Source organism: Neisseria sp. HMSC065D04 (assembly GCF_001815675.1).
In the GTDB taxonomy this organism is placed as follows: Bacteria; Pseudomonadota; Gammaproteobacteria; order Burkholderiales; family Neisseriaceae; genus Neisseria.
Genome location: NZ_KV821557.1, coordinates 16,096 through 34,212, shown reverse-complemented (window position 1 = coordinate 34,212; position 18,117 = coordinate 16,096). Strand labels below are relative to the sequence as shown.

Genomic DNA, 18,117 nt, shown 5'->3' with positions numbered 1-18,117 from the left:
AAAATCTTAATAAATTCAATAAGTTTATGATAACGATTCTTATTTGTGTTTTATAACAACCCAACTTCATTCCTTTGCCCATATCAACGCCAATAAAATTGGACACAAAATGCATCACCCACCGCCAGCCCTAAACACAACAAACCCTTCCAATAAACCAGATTCGCTTTTCAGACGACCTTTTGTCCGTCTTTATCAACAAGAATCTGCTAAAATCGTCCGTTTCCCACTTCAACCTGACAGCAGTAATACATGAATATCTTTTACGAAGAGTCCGGCCAATTCAAAGTCGCCGCCATCGTCCAAAAAAACGACGCCACCTACCAAGTCGATACCCAACACGGCAAGCGCACCAAAGTGAAGGCGAACAACGTCTTTGCCGAGTTCGACGGCGATATGGCGGCGTTTTTGGAGAACGCGCAGGCGCAGGCGGCGGACATCGACACCGATTTATTGTGGGAAGTATGCGGCGAAGAAGAATTTTCCGCCGAAGCCATCGCCGAAGAATATTACGGTCATGCGCCGACCAAAACCGAGCTGGCGGCGACCTTGATTGCGCTGTACGCCGCGCCGATGTATTTCTACAAAAAAGCCAAAGGCGTGTTCAAAGCCGCACCCGAAGAAACTTTGAAACAAGCGCTTGCCGCCATCGAACGCAAAAAACAACAAGACGCGCAAATCGACGCTTGGGCGGAAGCCTTAAAACGCGGCGAGATGCCGTCCGAAATCGCAGCGGATTTGAAAACCATCCTGCACGCGCCCGATAAGCAGTCGCTAACCTACAAAGCCTTTACCAAAGCCGCCGACGCGCTGAAAACCTCCGCCTACGAATTGGCAAAAAAAACGGGTGGCATTACGTCCATCCCCCAATATCTGCAAGACGGGTTTGAAATCAAATACTTCCCCAAAGGAACAGGTTTCCCCGACCTCCCCCTTCCTGAAATGCCCGACCTGCCCAAGGCCGACGTTACCGCTTTTTCCATTGACGACGAATCGACCACCGAAGTGGACGACGCTTTGAGCCTGACCGATTTGGGCAACGGTATGAAGCGCGTCGGCATCCACATCGCCGCGCCGTCGCTTGCCATTAAACCAGGCGACAAAATGGAAAAAAACATCATGGAACGCTTGAGCACGGTCTATTTCCCCGGCGGCAAAATCACCATGCTGCCTGAAAACTGGATTGCCGCGTTCAGCCTTGATGCGGGCGCGTACCGTCCTGCCGTCAGCATTTATTTCGATGTGGACGGCGAGTTCAACGTCGGCGAGCCGACCTGCAAAATTGAAGCTGTCAACATCGCCGAAAACCTGCGCATCCAAACCATCGAGCCGCATTTCAACGCCGAAACCGGCTTAGACGAAACCGGCGAAATGATGTTCGCCCATCATCAAGACCTGATTTGGTTCCACCAATTCGCCGTCGCCCTGCAAAAAGCGCGTGGCAAATACGAACCCGACCGCGCGCCGCAATACGATTACAGCATTGAATTAGATGAAGAAGGCAAAGTCTCCGTCGTCCGCCGAGAACGCGGTTCGCCCATCGACATGCTGGTCAGCGAAATGATGATACTCGCCAACAGCACTTGGGCGCAGATGCTCCATGACAACGACCTGCCCGGCCTCTTCCGCGTCCAACCCGCCGGAAAAGTGCGCATGAGCACCAAATCCGAGCCGCACATTGGCATGGGCGTGCAGCATTACGGCTGGTTCACCTCGCCGCTGCGCCGCGCCGCCGACTACATCAACCAAAAACAACTCCTCAGCCTGATAGACGACACCGCCGAGCCGCTCTTCCAACAAAGCGATGCCGAACTCTTCGCCGCCTTGCGCGATTTCGACACCGCCTACGCTGCCTACGCCGATTTCCAACGGCAGATGGAAGCCTACTGGAGCCTCGTGTACCTGCAACAACAAGGCACAAACGAGCTGACTGCGACCATCCTCAAAGAAGACCTCGTCCGCATCGAAGGCCTGCCGCTGGTAACCCGCACCACCGGCATCCCGTTCGACGCGCTGCCCAAATCGCAAGTCCTGCTCAAAATCACCGAGCTTGATCCCGAAAAGCAGTTTATCGCGCTGAATTATGTGAAAGCCGTTGCCCCTGCAGTTGCGTAAGTTTGCCGTTATGAAAAAAGGTCGTCTGAAAACCTTGGATATAGGTTTTCAGACGACCTTTTGAACGTTTCAACACCCGCTAATGTGCTTCCACCCGTTTGAAATCTCTCGGTCGGAAGCCCAGCGCAGCCAGCGACACGAAATACAAACCGCCGCCTATCGCAACCAAGATGCACAACTGCCCTGCCTTACGCAAACCGCCGACATGCACCCACTCAAACGGCAGGTAAGTCTGCGCAGCCCACAGCCCACCGCCCATCACGACAAGCGACAGCAGCATTTTACTTAGGAAACTCCTCCACCCTTTACCGGGTTGGTAAATACCGTGTTTACACAAAAGGAAGAACAACAATCCCGCATTGATACACGCGCCCAAACCGATGGCAAGCGAAAGCCCGACATGTTTCAGAGGGCCAACAAAGGCGAAGTTCATCAACTGCGTGCAGACGAGCGTAAAGATGGCGATTTTGACGGGCGTTTTGATGTTTTGCCGTGCATAGAAACCGGGTGCCAACACTTTAATCATGATTAAGCCGATTAAGCCGAAAGAGTAGGCAATCAGCGCATGTTGCGTCATCTGCGCGTCAAACAGCGTAAATTCGCGGTACATAAACAGCGTCGCCACCAGCGGGAACGACAATACCGCTAACCCGACCGCCGCCGGCAGGGTCAGCAGCATACACAGGCGCAAACCCCAGTCGAGCAGTTCGGAAAACTGCTCTGTATTCTGATTGGCTGCATGCTTGGACAAAGTCGGCAGCAAAATCGTACCGAGCGCTGCACCCAAAACACCGCTGGGCAGCTCCATCAGGCGGTCGGCGTAATACATCCACGAAACGCTGCCCGATTGCAGATAAGAAGCGAAAATCGTGTTGATCACCAAAGAAATCTGCGCCACGCTCACGCCCAAAATCGCAGGCGCCATCTGTTTCATCACGCGGTTGACCGCCCTATCTTGAAAATTCAGCTTAGGCAGTTTCAAAAAACCTAGTTTCGCCAGCCAAGGCAGTTGGAAGCCGAGCTGCAAAATCCCGCCGACAAAAACTGCCCAAGCCAGCGCGGTAACGGGCGGATCAAAATACGGTATGAAATACAGCGAAAAGACGATAAAAGAAATATTCAAAAACGTCGGCGTAAACGCGGGAATGCTGAACTTATGATAAGAATTCAGTATCGAACCAACAAAAGAAGACAATGAAATCAATAAGATATAAGGAAACGTAATCCGCAGCAAATTGATAGAAAGCTGGAATTTGTCCGCATCCTCGGCAAAGCCGGGCGCAGAGGCCCAAATGATCCAAGGCGCGGCAAGAATACCCAGCGCGGTAACGATCACCAGGACAAACGACAGCATCCCCGCCACATGGCGAATAAACGCCTCCGTCGCTTCTTTTGACCGCGTTTCCTTATATTCCGCCAAAATCGGCACGAAAGCCTGGGCAAACGCCCCTTCCGCAAATACGCGGCGCAACAGGTTGGGCAGTTTGAACGCCACAAAAAAGGCGTCGGTTGCCATACCTGCACCAAACGCTCGGGCAATTACCGTATCGCGCAAAAATCCAAGTATGCGCGACACCATCGTCAAACTGCCGACCTTGGCCAAAGCCCCTAACAAATTCATCCGTTTTATTCCTTCAAAAGTCCAGACGTCGTCTGAAAGCGCGTATTGTACGACAGAATATACAAATCTAGGCAAATCGGTATCCCAACAGGCAAACATATAGCGGATGAACACCCCCTGCTTCGTTGCCTGTTCCTTATGTTGCCCTACCATCAAAAAGGTCGTCTGAAAACCTATTTTCGGGTTTTCAGACGACCTGTTGCTTTATCAAATCACTTCAATTATTGCCCGATGGGAATCAGCAGTGAACCAGCGTGCCTTCATCTTCGCCGGTAATGACGCGTTTGAGCGAGCCTTGTTTGGCGATGCCGAAGACGACGATGTTGAGTTTGCGTTCGCGGCAAAGGGCGAAGGCGGTCGCGTCCATGACTTTGAGGTTTTTGTTCAAGGCTTCGTCAAAGGTGATGGTTTCGTAGCGTGTGGCGGACGGGTCTTTTTTCGGGTCTGCGGTATAAACGCCGTCCACATTGGTGGCTTTGAGCATGACGTCGCAGTTCATTTCGGCTCCACGCAGGGCGGCGGCGGTGTCGGTGGTGAAGAACGGGTTGCCCGTACCGGCGGCGAAGATGACGACTTTACCTTCTTCAAGGTATTGGATGGCTTTGGGGCGGGCGTAGGTTTCGGCGATTTGCTGCATGGAAAGTGCGGATTGTACGCGCGCTTTGATGCCGAGGGTTTCGAAAGCATCTTTGAGGGCGAGCGCATTCATGACGGTCGCCATCATGCCCATGTAGTCGGCGGTGGCGCGGTCCATACTGCCTGCTTGGGCGGATACGCCGCGGAAGATGTTGCCGCCGCCGACAACGATGCCGACTTGTACGCCCATTTTGACGATTTCGGCGATTTCACCGACGGTTTGGACGATGGTGTCGTGGTTGATGCCGAAAGGGTCGGAACCCATCAGGGATTCGCCGGAGAGTTTCAGTAATACGCGTTTGTATTTGATTTGCTGTGTCATGGGATACCTTGCTTTCTTTGGGTGGATAGCGCCGAGTGAGCAGGGCGAACTGACTATTCGATAACGGTGGTATTTTGCTCCGTAAACGGCATATTCTGTGTTAAAAATACTCGCAAGATGTCCAATCTTGTTGCGCTTTTTGCCTTGAATCTGCCGTTTTCTGTACCAAAAACTGACTCGTTCCAAACGATCAGTTCACTCTGTGGCGCTGCTTCAATTCGGGGAAAGGGCGTTTGATTTTTCAGACGACCTTTCGGGATGTTTGGCTGACAGGGTAACGCGTTTTCCGTGGGTGTATGGGTTTGGATAAATTATTATGTGTTGATTATGATGAAATATTTTCTGTTCGACAGTATTTTAAACAGTGTAACTCTCAAAAAAAAGCACCCTGATTCGTTTGGAATCCAGGTGCTTTCTTTTTCATCTCTGCCTTACACTTTAGCAGCAGCGGCAACTTCGGCTGCGTAGTCGACAACGGCTTTTTCGATGCCGTCGCCTACTTTGTAGCGGACGAAGCTGATGATTTCAGTGCCGTTTTCTTTAGCGAATTGGGCAACGGTTTGGTCAGGGTTCATCACGAATGCTTGGCCGTTCAGGGTGATTTCGGCCAAGAATTTGCGGATACGGCCTTCAACCATTTTAGCGGCGATGTCGGCAGGTTTGCCGGAAGCGATGGCTTGCTCGGTGTAGATGTGGCGTTCTTTTTCGATGGTTTCGGCATCTACTTCGGCTTCGGTTACGCATTGCGGTTTGGCGGCAACGATGTGCATACCGATTTTACGTGCTACGTCTTCAGAGCCTTTGAACTCAACCAATACGCCTTCGGTAGCCAATGCGCCGTGGATGTAGGCAACCAGTTGGTTGGCGGTGTCGATCACTTGGAAGCGGCGGACAGACATGTTCTCGCCCAATTTGGCGATGATGGCTTTGCGTTCTGCTTCAACCAGTTCGCTCAGTTCTTCAACGGTAGCCGGTTTTTTCTCGGCAGCGGTTTTCGCAACGAAGTTAGCGAATTCTACGAAGCCTGCGTCTTTGGCAACGAAGTCGGTTTCGCAGTTTACTTCAACCAATGCGCCGACATTGCCGTTGATGGCGTAAGCCAATACGCCTTCGGCAGCGGTACGGCCAGCCAGTTTGCCGGCTTTCGCGCCGGATTTGATGCGCAGGATTTCTTCGGCTTTTTCGAAGTTGCCTTCGGCTTCAACCAAGGCTTTTTTGCATTCCATCATGCCCAGGCCGGTAGCGGCGCGCAGGTCGGCAACCATTTTTGCAGTAATTTCTGCCATTTTGAATCTCCTAGATTTTGGGGAAACACGGGGTATCCGTGTTTGGGAATGGGGTCGTCTGAAAAGGTTTTTCAGAACGGGATTTGAGAAAAGGGGCATAACGCCCCTCTTCGGTTTGCCGGATTACTCGGCAGCAGCTTCTTGGGCAGCGGCTACGGTTTCTTGCAGCGCTTGGTTTTTGCCTTCCAAAACTGCGTCGGCGATGCCGCGGCAGTACAGGCGGATGGCTTTGGCGGAGTCGTCGTTACCGGGGATGACGTATTTCACGCCGTCAGGGCTGTTGTTGGTATCGACTACGGCGATAACGGGGATGCCCAGTTTTTCAGCCTCGACCAGAGTACCTTTTTGGTAGCCGGTGTCGATAACGAAAATCGCGTCAGGCAGGCCTTTCATGTTTTTGATACCGCCCAAAGAACGTTCCAGTTTTTCAACGTCGCGTTGCATTTCCAGAATTTCTTTTTTGTTGAAACCGCCTTCGGCAGCGTTTTCCAAAGCAGCGGTTTTTTCTTCCAGGCGTTTGATGGATTGCTTAACGGTTTTGTAGTTGGTCAGCATGCCGCCCAACCAACGGTGATCGACGAAAGGCATACCGGCGCGGGTAGCTTCTTCGCGGATGATTTCACGCGCTTGACGTTTGGTGCCAACGAACAGCACGGTGCCTTTGTTGGCAACCAGACGGCGTACGGCTTCTTGCGCTTCTTGGAACATCGGCAGGGTTTTTTCCAGGTTGACGATGTGGATTTTATTGCGTGCACCGAAAATGTATTGTGCCATTTTCGGGTTCCAGAAACGGGTTTGGTGGCCGAAGTGAACGCCGGCTTCAATCATCTGACGCATAGTAATTTGAGACATTTTATTTCCTTGAAAGGGTTAAGAGCACACATTCAATCGCATAGAACTTGATAGGCTGCGCCTATTGTCAAGCACCCTTCGGCGAAAGTGGGCATAAGTTTTAAAAAATTGTGTGTTTCCGAAATGGAAAACTGACGGATTATAGCGGATAAGGGGTCGTCTGAAAAGGGATTTTATGCACTGCCGTCCTGTTTGCCGCCTTCTTGTCCGGCTGCGCGGCGGCTTTGTTCGAATGCTTCTTTTTCCTGCTGCTTCATCAGGCGGTTGCGGCGGCGGATGGTAACGGTGAAAACGGTAAACGCGACGGGCAGGACTACCCAAAAAACCAAATAAATCAAAGCGCGCGCGATGCTGGGCTGGGCGGCGGAATACATGACGGCGACGAAGAGGTAGCCGATAAGGACGATATGCCACATGGCGGAATCCTGTTTTGATGTTAACGGAGCGTTTATAATCGCCGTATTCTACAACAACACTCAAAAGGTCGTCTGAAATGAGGAATGAGGAAAAACACGCCCTGCGCCGAGAATTGCGCCGCGCCCGCGCGCAGATGGGTCATCAAGGGCGGCTGGCGGCGGGGCAAACGGTTAACCGCCTGCTCAAACGTTATATCAAGAAGGGGCAGAAGATCGGCGTGTATTGGCCGATGGGCAGCGAGCTGCGGCTGGACGGCTTTGTCCGCGCGGCACAAAAACGCGGCGCCAAACTCTATCTGCCTTATATCGAACCGCATTCGCGGCGAATGTGGTTCACGCCCTATCCTGCCGACGGGGCAAAACAAGAACGCAAACGCGGCAGGGCGAAGCTGCATGTACCGCAGTTTTCGGGACGCAAAATCCGCGTACACGGTTTATCGATATTGCTTGTCCCGATTGTCGGCATGGACCGCGAAGGCTACCGCTTAGGGCAGGCTGGCGGCTATTACGATGCGACGCTTGCGGCGATGAAATACCGTTTACAGGCAAAAACCATAGGTGTAGGCTTCGCTTGCCAACTGGTTGACACGCTGCCGCGCGAACCGCACGACCTGCCGCTGGACGGGTTTGTATCGGAATCGGGCGTGCTGGTGTTCAAACATCATTAATCAATAGCTTTCAGACGACCTCAAAGATGTCGCCCGTTAAGACACTATACAAAGGTCGTCTGAAAACTCAAATCTTCAAATACAAAGGAAACCCCATGGCTGATTTTTCATCTGTTCCCGTTTTGTCCTTCGACCGCGTCCGTCTCGAGCCTTTGACGGCGGCACACGAAGCCGGTTTGCGCAAAGCAGTTTGCGACGGCGAAGTTTGGAAGCTGAACGTAACCACCGCGCCCGAACCCGACCAAGTGGCGGACTATATCCGCACCGCCACGCAAACCCGCCTCGCCTTTGCCGTCATCAACGAAGACACGGGCAAAATCGTCGGCTCGACTTCGCTTTACCACATCGACCCCGCTATCCCCCGCCTCTACATCGGTTTCACATGGTACGCCCTGTCGGCACGGCGCACGCGCATCAATACCGCCTGCAAAATCATGTTGCTCGACTACGTCTTTGACAATTTAAACTGCCGCTGCGCCTGCTGGCAGACCGACAACCTCAACACCGCCTCCCAACGCGCCATCGAACGCTTGGGCGCACACCAAGACGGCATCTTGCGCTGCCACAAATTGCGGAAAGACGGCAGCGTGCGCGATACGGTGGAATACAGCCTATTGCGCGAAGAATGGCCGCAGGCAAGGGCAAAACTGCTCAAAAAAGCGGCAGCTTATGACGCGTCCTGAAAAAACGTTTCCTTCTTCATTTTTTCATCAAAACACGTCCATCTTGCTGACAATCTGAAGTCTTTAAGAAGTGAATGAAATTAGGTTCAACCCCGCCAAACACCTGATAAATAAAGGTCGTCTGAATGTTTCAGACGACCTTTTCAAACTGCGTTTATGTAAATCCAAACAGAAAATCTTTGCAATTCTCAGAAAAATCCACTAAATTCTCAATAACATATTATGAACGGTTTAACATCGGTTCAAAACGTAAAACCCGCGCGCAATCTTCCACGCCAAAAACACCGCGCCAGCAGGTTTTACCGCCGAAACAGGCGTTCGTAATACAACGGATAATCATAAAGGCAGGATATGCCTGTTTCTAGGAGTACAACCATGGCTGAAGCAACAGATGTTGTCTTGGTGGGTGGAGGCATTATGAGCGCGACTTTGGGCGTTTTGCTCAAAGAACTCGAACCGTCTTGGGAAATCACCCTTATCGAACGCTTGGAAGACGTAGCGTTGGAATCGTCAAACGCTTGGAACAACGCCGGCACAGGGCATTCCGCATTATGCGAGCTCAATTACGCCCCGCTCGGCGCAGACGGCACCATCGACCCGACCCGCGCCCTCAATATTGCCGAACAATTCCACATCAGCCGCCAGTTCTGGTCATCGCTTGTAGAAGAAGGCAAAATCACCGACAACTCCTTCATCCATACCGTCCCGCATATGTCGCTGGTCATGAACACCGACCATTGCAACTACCTGCAAAAACGTTTCGACGCCTTCAAATCCCAAAAACTCTTCGAACGGATGGAATTCTCCACCGACCGCGCCAAAATCGCCGAATGGGCGCCGCTGGTCATCAACGGCCGTAAAGAAGGCCAACCCGTCGCCGCCAACTACTCCGCCGAAGGCACAGACGTCGATTTCGGCAGTCTGACCCGCCAAATGGTGCAATACCTGCGCGAAAAAGGCGTCAAAACCGAGTTCAACCGCCACGTCGACGACATCAAACGCGAATCCGACGGCGCATGGGTGCTCAAAACCAGCGACACCCGCAACCCTGACGGACAGCTCACCCTCCGCACCCGCTTCCTCTTCCTCGGCGCAGGCGGCGGCGCACTGACCCTGCTGCAAAAATCCGGCATCCCCGAAGGCAAAGGCTACGGCGGCTTCCCCGTTTCCGGACTGTTCTTCCGCAACAGCAACCCCGAAACCGCTGCGCAACACAACGCCAAAGTGTACGGTCAAGCCTCCGTCGGCGCGCCGCCCATGTCCGTCCCGCACCTCGACACCCGCAACGTGGACGGCAAACGCCACCTCATGTTCGGCCCTTACGCAGGCTTCCGCTCCAACTTCCTCAAACAAGGCTCGCTCATGGATTTGCCCCTGTCCATCCACTTGGACAACCTCTACCCCATGCTGCGCGCGGGTTGGGCAAATATGCCCCTGACCAAATACCTCTTGGGCGAATTGCGCAAAACCAAAGAAGAACGCTTCGCCTCCCTGCTGGAATACTACCCCGAAGCAAACCCTGACGACTGGGAACTCATCACCGCAGGACAACGCGTTCAAATCATCAAAAAAGACTCCGAAAAAGGCGGCGTCCTCCAATTCGGCACCGAAATCGTCGCCCACGCCGACGGCTCGCTCGCCGCACTCTTGGGCGCATCCCCCGGCGCATCAACCGCCGTACCTTTGATGATCAAGCTCATCCACCAATGCTTCCCAAGCCGCATTTCCTCATGGGAAGGTCGTCTGAAAGAACTTGTTCCCGGCTTCGGCATCAAGCTCAACGACAACCCGCAGCTTGCCGAAGAAATCATCAGCCACAACGCCAAAGTCTTGGGTATCCATTACGCTTGAGGCAGATAAATTGCAAGGCGGGCGTTCTTGCCCGCCTTTTTTCAAACCATTAAAGTATTACCATATAGTGGATTAACTCTAAATCAGGACAAGGCGACGAAGCCGCAGACAGTACAGATAGTACGTTCAGCACCTTAGAGAATCGTTCTCTTTGAGCTAAGGCGAGGCAACGCGCCGTACTGGTTTAAAGTTAATCCACTATAAAACATCAGGTCGTCTGAACATTCAGACGACCTGAATCCATTGGAGACAAGCAAACATGTTTACCGTACAGCGCATTTACGCATACCGGCCCGACCCCGAACAAACCGCAGTCTTTATCGACCGCCTCTATCCACGCGGCATCCGCAAAGAGGTCTTTGCTACGGCGCTCTGGCTCAAAGACATCACCCCCAGTGCAAACCTGCGCCGCTGGTATCATGAGAATCCGGCTGAACATTTTGACGGTTTCGTCAGCCGTTACCATGAGGAGCTGCACGGCGATACCGAGCAAGCTGCCATTAGGCGGCTCTTGGAGTTGGAACGGCAACACGGCAGCGTTTTACTGCTGACTGCCGTCAAAGACCCGCATCATTCCCATGTTTCTGCCTTAGAGCAGTTTTTGGGGACGTCGTTTGAATATCGCGATTAACAAAAACAGCAAGACCTGCGTCATTTGGGGTTGATGCAAAAAGGTCGTCTGAAATCCAGTCTAGGTTTCAGACGACCTTTGTTTTTTAAATTAAGAAGGATAAGGGTGTGCCACCAATTTCCCGTCGATGTATTCGCCGATATAGACTTTCGAGGCATCAAGATGGAGGCGGTCAAGTTCCTGCTTCAGCCACTCGTCGTCGCGCTTGATGATTTCTAAGATGTCATGGTCGATTTGCCCGTCGGTAATCAGGGGGTAACGCAGGCTTTCGTCGCCGTACTGAATGACGGCGAGCTGGCCGTTTTGCTCCATGACGGCGCGTTTGACGGCAGAGATTTCGTAGATGCCGGCGGCACGGAGCTTAAACATCAGGTCATGTGCGCTGATGCCGTTTTTCATACATTCTTCGGTTTGGATTTCGCCGTTGACGATGACCCAGACGGATTTGCCGTCAATCACGGATTTGACCCAGTGGTTGTGGTTTTTGATGAATTTCAGACTCAAGACCAACAGCGTCCACAAAATCAGCACGAGGAAAAACTGTAAAAGCCCGACGCTGTCGCTGTAAATCACGCCGCCGATGATGCCGCCGAGAACATAGTTTTGCACTTGATCCATGGCGGAGGTGGGGGCGAGGTTGCCTTTACCTAAAAGGTTGATTTGCAAAACCAAACCTAAAATTCCCATAAGGAGTTTGAGGGCAAGGAGGGAGTATGCTTCCATGAGTGTGTCCTGTTATTCTTTGTCGATAAGTTCGATGTTGTTGTTGACCAGATTGATGGGGGTCAGGGTGTAGGCGGAGAAGTCTTGATTGAAATGGACTTCGTAGTATTGGTTTTTGATGCCGACGATCATGCCGTTGTATAGGTGCGTGCTGTTGACGCTGATGTCGCGCTTTTCCACTTTTTGGTTTTCAATCAAGGCATTGAGAAAACCGACCATGCGTGATGTATCCGCGGCGAAGTTTTGGCGTTCGCTGTATGAGAGGTATTGGATGCCGCTGATGAGGATGAGCAGCAGCAGGGCAATAATGCTCAGGTCGCGGTATTTGGTGTCCATGCGGTGGCGCAGGTTTTGCGATACGGCGAGCAGCAGGACGACGAGCGCGGCGAAAATGAGGACGTATTTCAAGTAGTCGTTGAAATACATATGGTTTTCAAGATAAAAGTGTGTGAAGAATTTCATGATTTCAAATGATTTGAGGAAATAGTGGGGTCGTCTGAAAACGGTTTTTCAGACGACCTATTATGGTTTGGATGCAGGTTTTATCCGGAGCCGCATCAGTTGATAAACCCGTCGTCTTTCATTTTCTTTTCGGAAAAATACTGACTGCACACCAGCAAGGCAGCGAGGATGATGACAAACAACCCCGCCATGGTCAGGGTAATTTTGAAGAATAATTCTGCCTCGATAAAAGAAAACCAAAGTTGCAGAATCAGCAGCAACACCCAGCCGACGAACAGCCCGAGACAGGCATAAACGCCTAGCTTAAACACGTTCCCGCTCCAAAATGACGACGTAGGCTTCACGTCTGAAAAATAAGAGCATACGGCGTTGGTCTTTTTCCATGGTTACGACACGCCAACCTTCTGGAGTTTGGCTGTTGAGGAACGCGCTGAATTTGACGGGGTTGACTTTGGCTGCGCCGAAAAACAGGCTGGACAGCAGGTTTTCTTGATAAATGACGACTTTGTATTCTTTCATGGGATTCCTTTTATAAGGGATCATCTTTTCAGACGACCCCTTAAGTTGCCAATGATGCAGGGTAACAAACCTTATTTCTTATTGCCCAACTGCGGCAATACCGAACCTTCGCCCAGCGACAACAAGCCGCTTTGCGAGTAGATGCCGAGTTTGGCGCGGGTGTCGGTGATGTCGAGGTTGCGCATGGTGAGCTGGCCGATGCGGTCGAGCGGGGTGAACGCGGCGTCTTCGACTTTTTCCATGCTCAGGCGTTCCGGTTGGTAGGTCAGGTTGGGCGATTCGGTGTTCAGAATCGAGTAGTCGTTGCCGCGGCGCAATTCGAGGGTGACTTCGCCGGTAATGGCTTTGGCGACCCAGCGTTGGGCGGTTTCGCGCAACATGAGGGCTTGGCTGTCGAACCAGCGTCCTTGGTAGAGCAAACGGCCGAGGCGCAGGCCGTTGATGCGGTATTGTTCGATGGTGTCCTCGTTGTGGATGCCGGTTACCAAGCGTTCGTAGGCGATGTGGAACAATGCCATGCCCGGAGCTTCGTAGATGCCGCGCGATTTGGCTTCGATGATGCGGTTTTCGATTTGGTCGCTCATGCCCAAACCGTGGCGGCCGCCGATGCGGTTGGCTTCGAGGAAGAGTTCGACGGGGTCGGCGTATTCTTTGCCGTTCAATGCGACCGGCACGCCTTCTTCAAAGCGCACGCTGACTTCTTCGGGTTTGACTTCGACGTTTTCGTCCCAGAAGGCAACGCCCATGATGGGTTTGACGATTTTGATGCCGCTGTTGAGAAATTCCAAATCTTTGGCTTCATGCGTCGCGCCGAGCATATTGGAATCGGTGGAATAGGCTTTCTCCACCGACATTTTGTAGTTGAAGCCGTTGGCAATCAGAAATTCGCTCATTTCGTGGCGGCCGCCGAGTTCGTCGATAAATTGTTGGTCGAGCCAGGGTTTGTAGATTTTCAGCGCGGGATTGGTCAAGAGGCCGTAGCGGTAGAAACGCTCGATGTCGTTGCCTTTGTAGGTACTGCCGTCGCCCCAAATGTTGACGTCGTCTTCCTTCATGGCGGAAACGAGCATAGTGCCGGTAACGGCGCGGCCCAGAGGCGTGGTGTTGAAATAGGCGATGCCGCCGGTGGAAACGTGGAACGCGCCGCATTGGATGGCGGCGATGCCCTCGTGTACCAACTGCGCGCGGCAGTCGATTAGGCGGGCGTTTTCCGCACCGTATTCCATCGCTTTTTTGGGAATGGCGTTGTAATCGTCTTCGTCGGGCTGGCCGAGGTTGGCAGTGTAAGCGTAGGGCAGCGCGCCTTTGAGTTTCATCCACAACAGCGCGGCAGAGGTATCAAGACCGCCGGAGAAGGCGATGCCGACTTTTTGACCGACGGGGAGGTGTTGCAGGATAGTATTGTTTTGGCTCATGAGGGAATCCTTTGGACTAAAAATAAATGGGCGCAACCGCCCCTTTTCGTAAAATTAGGTTTATTATCTAATAAATATTGCCGACAATCCAGCCGAGTAAACCAAATAGGTCGTCTGAAAACGGATTTCGGTTTTCAGACGACCTATGTCAATCTTGATTTAAAAAACAGCATTTTGCATACAGCTCCGACAAGGTCGCCGAGCCGATATCGCCGAAATCCTGCAAGCCTGTGCATTCGGCAATCCGATGGCGGATGTAATTTACGGACTCCGGGGGTAAAGCCGGTAGACGAGTAAACGACTGTACTGCGGTATATACCGTCAGCGGCGTATCGTACGGCTGCTTGGGGACGAGCGCAATCCGGTAGATATTAATGATTCTGCTTCGTTTCGTATCAGTAAATACCGCTACACCGCAAAAATCCTCTAAAGGCAGTGTTTGCGTGCCTTCGCGGCTGATTTTACAAATCCCTTCTTCTGAAAATACGATTTCGCGGCTGCGTTTATAAAAGTCACGCCACAGCGACCATGCGGTAAAGGCAAAGAGAGTTAAGCCTAGTGCAATGCGCCGTTCCATCAGTATCAAACCCAAGCCGAAGACGGCAAAGAAGACACTTTCCAAACGGTCAAGCAGGTTTTTCGGTTGTTTCAAACGATATTCGTGCATGATTTTCCTTTTGTTTAACCCTTTGGAAGCGTCCGGACATTTTCAGACGACCTCCGAGAAGAAAGATTATGAAAGACCGACAGCATTTGTTCAACCTCATCATCATCGGCGACGAAATCCTGCACGGCAGCCGCCAAGACAAGCATTTCGCCTTTTTCAAATCCCTGCTGGAATCACGCGGGCTGAAACTCAATCAGGTGCAATACCTGCCCGACGAACCCGATTTGCTGGTCAAACAACTGCGCCGAAGCTTTTCAGACGATCTGCCGACTTTCGTTACCGGCGGCATCGGCTCCACGCCCGACGACCATACCCGCCAAGCTGCCGCCGCCGCTTTGGATTTGCCTATCGTCCGCCATCCTGAAGCCGCCAAGTTCATCGAAGCCGTTACCCTTAAACGCGGCGAGCCGCTCGACGCCCCCGAACACGCCCAACGCCTGAAAATGGCGGACTTTCCCGCAGGCGCGGAGCTTGTGCCCAACCCGTTCAACAACATCGCCGGATTTTCCATCCGCGAACATTATTTCTTCCCCGGCTTCCCCGTGATGGCGCACCCGATGGCGGAATGGGTTTTGGATACTTATTACGCCGACCGTTTCAACCAAACCGAACGCGGCAGCCGCAGCGTGTATGTGTTCGGACAGCCCGAATCGCGTGTCGCGCCGATTATGGAATACGTCGAACGCACCTACCCGGGTGTGCGCTCTTACAGCCTGCCCAGCGTCGGCTGGCAAAATGCGGACGGAACGGCGGTCAAACCGCATATCGAGTTCGGCATCAAGGCGGAAGGCGAGGCGTGCCGCGATTTGGACAAAGCATGGGACGAAGTATTGCAGCGTTTGAAAGATGTGGGCGCGGAGTTGAAAGATACGCCTGCCTAAGCCATTTTGTTCTTATTTTGACAAAAAGGTCGTCTGAAAAACCTAAAACGGCTTTTCAGACGACCTCGATATCCTGATATCAACTTGCAGACTTTCCTATATTACCGTTCCTCTTGCGCGGCTTGATAATCTTTTTTGAGGCACTTTTTATCCCCTCGGAAATAATTTTTGATAGAAGTACGCTTTTTTGACCGTTATCATTTGGATTAAAAATCTTATTTACTTTTGCAATCGACTCGATTATATTACCGTTTAATGCAATTTATTACATTAACTAACACATACATTGTATAAATATACATTATTCGTCTATCAAAAATTCCGAATCGATTGATAACACTCTTTATCACTTTGTGTGCAATATATGACGGAATTTGACTTTATCAGACAATATTTGCAAAAACAGAAAAGCAGCGGTTTGATTTTGGGCATTGGCGACGACGCTGCGATTATCCGTCCAAGTCACGGATTTGATTTATGTTTTAGCGCGGACATGCTGTTAAAAGACAGACATTTTTTTTCTGACACCGCCCCGGAAGATTTGGCATGGAAAATGCTAGCTGTCAATATATCCGATATGGCCGCGATGGGCGCAACCCCGAAATGGGTGTTATTGAGTGCCGGATTGCCCGAATTGGACGAAAATTGGCTGAAACGTTTTTGTGACAGCTTTTTCAGTTTGGCACAGCGCTTCGGCATTACCCTGATCGGCGGCGATACGACCAAAGGCGATTTGGTATTCAACGTCACCATTATCGGCGAGCTTCCGCAAGGACAGGCCCTACGGCGCGATGCCGCGAAAGACGGCGACGATATTTGGGTATCGGGACAAATCGGATCAGCAGCAGCCGCTTTAAACTGCCGCCTGAACACACACACACTACCGCCCGATTTGTTCGACCGCTGCCATGACAGGCTGCTCCGTCCGGAGCCTAGAGTGGGATTGGGACAGGCGCTTCTGCCCATTGCCCATGCCGCTCAAGATATTTCGGACGGGCTGGCACAAGACCTCGGTCACATTTTGACCGCGTCATCGGTCGGAGCGGAAATTTCGGCAAATGCGCTGCCGGTTTTAGAAGAATTGAAAAACGTCTTACCGCACGAAAGCTGGCTCTCCTGCGCACTGGCAGGCGGCGATGATTACGAACTGGTTTTCACCGCCCCCGAATGCCGGCGCAGCGAGATTCAGACAATAGCCGGACAATGCGGCGTAGCAGTAACGCCCATCGGGAAAATAAATAATACAGGTCGTCTGAAAATAATAGATTCCAATGGCGGCGAATTAAAACTAACTTCATTAGGATTTGATCACTTTGGCTGAATTTAAACCTACTTTCGACTGGTTGAAGCAGCGCCCGTTATGCCTGTTGGCATTCGGATTCGGCAGCGGCCTCGCGCCCGTCGCACCCGGCACATTCGGAACGATGGCGGCTCTGCCGATAGCATTTCTCTTGGTTTTAATCGGTATCGACGGCTGGATTCTGGCTTTTTTGTGTGTCGCCCTGTTTATGTGGGGCATCCGCATTTGCAACCACACCGAAAAAGCGCTCGGCATCCAAGACTACGGCGGTATCGTTTGGGACGAAATGGTAGCGATGCTTCTGATTCTGGCTTTTGCGCCGTTTAAATGGAATTGGTGGCTGGCGGCATTTATTCTGTTCCGCCTGTTTGATTCCATCAAACCTTGGCCGATCAAATGGTTTGACCGGCATGTGCACGGCGGATTCGGCATCATGCTGGACGACATCATCGCCGCCATCATGACCTTGATAGTTTTAGGCATTGCTGCCTGGATTATCTGATTTTTTCAACACACTTATTCGAAGCCATAAGACTTCAAACGCATCGAAAAAAATCGGTGCAAACAAAAAACACTATTACGGGACAACAAAAATGAACGAAATCGAAATCAATGTTCAACCACGCTACGTTGCGGGTCAAAGCGATGTTTATCGCGACCGCTATGCCTTCAACTATGTGATTACCATCTGCAACCGCAGCAACGATGTCATCACGCTGCGCCAGCGTTTCTGGGAAATCACCGACGGACACGGAGCGACCGAACCGGTAGGCCATTCCGGTCTAATTGAAGAACAGCCGGTTCTCTATCCGGGCGAGGCGTATGAATACAACAGCGGCTCCCAACTCTGCACCCCATGGGGCAGCATCGAAGGCGCATACGAGTTTGAAGACAGCATCGGCGAACGCTTTATCGTCGGCGTGCCGAAGCTGGAATTCAAAGCAGGCTTCACCCTGCAATAAACACCGAGCAAAAACAATACAGATCGGGAAAACCAAAGGTCGTCTGAAAGATTAAGGGGCTTTCAGACGACCTTTTTTTATAGTGGATTAACTTTAAACCAGTACGG

20 protein-coding genes are annotated in these 18,117 nt (G+C 51.8%); 9 read left to right on the top strand and 11 right to left on the bottom strand.

The window, feature by feature from the left end; genetic code table 11:
• Positions 1-252: 252 nt before the first annotated feature.
• Positions 253-2,115 (top strand): ribonuclease catalytic domain-containing protein, encoded by a 1,863-nt coding sequence (locus HMPREF3050_RS12250; RefSeq protein ID WP_070774980.1) that lies wholly within the window; start codon positions 253-255, stop codon positions 2,113-2,115.
• A 79-nt stretch (positions 2,116-2,194) separates the two neighbouring features.
• On the opposite strand, the gene murJ is transcribed toward HMPREF3050_RS12250, so the two are convergent.
• The 5 genes from murJ to HMPREF3050_RS12225 form a co-directional block, all read right to left on the bottom strand.
• The gene (gene murJ, locus HMPREF3050_RS12245; protein WP_070774979.1) at positions 2,195-3,736 is read right to left on the bottom strand and encodes a murein biosynthesis integral membrane protein MurJ; all 1,542 of its coding nucleotides are present in this window, start codon (positions 3,734-3,736) and stop codon (positions 2,195-2,197) included.
• A gap of 238 nt (positions 3,737-3,974) precedes the next feature.
• Complete coding sequence (gene pyrH, locus HMPREF3050_RS12240) at positions 3,975-4,694, bottom strand: UMP kinase (RefSeq protein ID WP_003686859.1); 720 nt, start codon at positions 4,692-4,694, stop codon at positions 3,975-3,977.
• A gap of 431 nt (positions 4,695-5,125) precedes the next feature.
• The gene (tsf, locus tag HMPREF3050_RS12235; RefSeq protein WP_003759406.1) at positions 5,126-5,980 is read right to left on the bottom strand and encodes a translation elongation factor Ts; all 855 of its coding nucleotides are present in this window, start codon (positions 5,978-5,980) and stop codon (positions 5,126-5,128) included.
• Positions 5,981-6,103: 123 nt separating this feature from the next.
• Complete coding sequence (gene rpsB, locus HMPREF3050_RS12230) at positions 6,104-6,832, bottom strand: 30S ribosomal protein S2 (protein WP_003759405.1); 729 nt, start codon at positions 6,830-6,832, stop codon at positions 6,104-6,106.
• 173 nt (positions 6,833-7,005) lie between these two features.
• Entirely contained in the window at positions 7,006-7,248 is a 243-nt protein-coding gene (locus HMPREF3050_RS12225; RefSeq protein WP_070774978.1) for a hypothetical protein, read from the bottom strand.
• A gap of 77 nt (positions 7,249-7,325) precedes the next feature.
• On the opposite strand from HMPREF3050_RS12225, the gene HMPREF3050_RS12220 reads away from it, so the two are divergent.
• From HMPREF3050_RS12220 to HMPREF3050_RS12205, 4 genes are all read left to right on the top strand, one after another.
• Positions 7,326-7,916, top strand: a complete 591-nt coding sequence (locus HMPREF3050_RS12220) for a 5-formyltetrahydrofolate cyclo-ligase (protein WP_070774977.1) — start codon at positions 7,326-7,328, stop codon at positions 7,914-7,916.
• Positions 7,917-8,011: 95 nt separating this feature from the next.
• The gene (locus HMPREF3050_RS12215; protein ID WP_070774976.1) at positions 8,012-8,599 is read left to right on the top strand and encodes a GNAT family N-acetyltransferase; all 588 of its coding nucleotides are present in this window, start codon (positions 8,012-8,014) and stop codon (positions 8,597-8,599) included.
• A gap of 375 nt (positions 8,600-8,974) precedes the next feature.
• On the top strand, positions 8,975-10,450 hold the full coding sequence (locus tag HMPREF3050_RS12210; RefSeq protein ID WP_070774975.1) for a malate:quinone oxidoreductase: 1,476 nt from the start codon (positions 8,975-8,977) through the stop codon (positions 10,448-10,450).
• Between the two features lie 259 nt (positions 10,451-10,709).
• Positions 10,710-11,081 (top strand): DUF488 domain-containing protein, encoded by a 372-nt coding sequence (locus HMPREF3050_RS12205; protein WP_070774974.1) that lies wholly within the window; start codon positions 10,710-10,712, stop codon positions 11,079-11,081.
• Positions 11,082-11,171: 90 nt separating this feature from the next.
• Here the strand turns inward: HMPREF3050_RS12205 and HMPREF3050_RS12200 are convergent, their stop codons facing one another.
• From HMPREF3050_RS12200 to HMPREF3050_RS12175, 6 genes are all read right to left on the bottom strand, one after another.
• Positions 11,172-11,804 (bottom strand): DUF421 domain-containing protein, encoded by a 633-nt coding sequence (locus HMPREF3050_RS12200; RefSeq protein ID WP_070774973.1) that lies wholly within the window; start codon positions 11,802-11,804, stop codon positions 11,172-11,174.
• 12 nt (positions 11,805-11,816) lie between these two features.
• Entirely contained in the window at positions 11,817-12,266 is a 450-nt protein-coding gene (locus tag HMPREF3050_RS12195; protein WP_070774972.1) for a DUF3290 family protein, read from the bottom strand.
• Positions 12,267-12,361: 95 nt separating this feature from the next.
• Positions 12,362-12,577 carry a hypothetical protein gene (locus HMPREF3050_RS12190; RefSeq protein ID WP_003677014.1) on the bottom strand — a complete coding sequence of 72 codons (216 nt, stop codon included), beginning with the start codon at positions 12,575-12,577 and terminating at the stop codon, positions 12,362-12,364.
• Positions 12,570-12,785, bottom strand: coding sequence for a DUF4177 domain-containing protein (locus tag HMPREF3050_RS12185; RefSeq protein WP_003765071.1), 216 nt, complete (start codon positions 12,783-12,785; stop codon positions 12,570-12,572). The genes HMPREF3050_RS12190 and HMPREF3050_RS12185 overlap by 8 nt, the downstream gene beginning before the upstream one ends.
• Before the next feature lie 71 nt (positions 12,786-12,856).
• The gene (gene argG / locus HMPREF3050_RS12180) at positions 12,857-14,200 is read right to left on the bottom strand and encodes an argininosuccinate synthase (RefSeq protein WP_070774971.1); all 1,344 of its coding nucleotides are present in this window, start codon (positions 14,198-14,200) and stop codon (positions 12,857-12,859) included.
• Between the two features lie 148 nt (positions 14,201-14,348).
• The gene (locus HMPREF3050_RS12175; protein WP_246830276.1) at positions 14,349-14,852 is read right to left on the bottom strand and encodes a hypothetical protein; all 504 of its coding nucleotides are present in this window, start codon (positions 14,850-14,852) and stop codon (positions 14,349-14,351) included.
• Positions 14,853-14,935: 83 nt separating this feature from the next.
• Here HMPREF3050_RS12175 and HMPREF3050_RS12170 point away from each other — a divergent pair, with 83 nt between their 5' ends.
• The 4 genes from HMPREF3050_RS12170 to apaG all read left to right on the top strand — a co-directional run bounded on the left by HMPREF3050_RS12170 (position 14,936) and on the right by apaG (position 18,010).
• A complete protein-coding gene (locus tag HMPREF3050_RS12170) occupies positions 14,936-15,748 on the top strand; it encodes a competence/damage-inducible protein A (protein WP_070774969.1) in 813 nt (270 codons plus the stop codon).
• Between the two features lie 364 nt (positions 15,749-16,112).
• Positions 16,113-17,069 carry a thiamine-phosphate kinase gene (gene thiL, locus HMPREF3050_RS12165; RefSeq protein ID WP_036491892.1) on the top strand — a complete coding sequence of 319 codons (957 nt, stop codon included), beginning with the start codon at positions 16,113-16,115 and terminating at the stop codon, positions 17,067-17,069.
• Entirely contained in the window at positions 17,062-17,550 is a 489-nt protein-coding gene (locus tag HMPREF3050_RS12160; RefSeq protein WP_003759387.1) for a phosphatidylglycerophosphatase A family protein, read from the top strand. The genes thiL and HMPREF3050_RS12160 overlap by 8 nt, the downstream gene beginning before the upstream one ends.
• Before the next feature lie 91 nt (positions 17,551-17,641).
• Positions 17,642-18,010, top strand: a complete 369-nt coding sequence (gene apaG, locus HMPREF3050_RS12155) for a Co2+/Mg2+ efflux protein ApaG (RefSeq protein ID WP_003759386.1) — start codon at positions 17,642-17,644, stop codon at positions 18,008-18,010.
• Positions 18,011-18,117 lie beyond the last annotated feature (107 nt).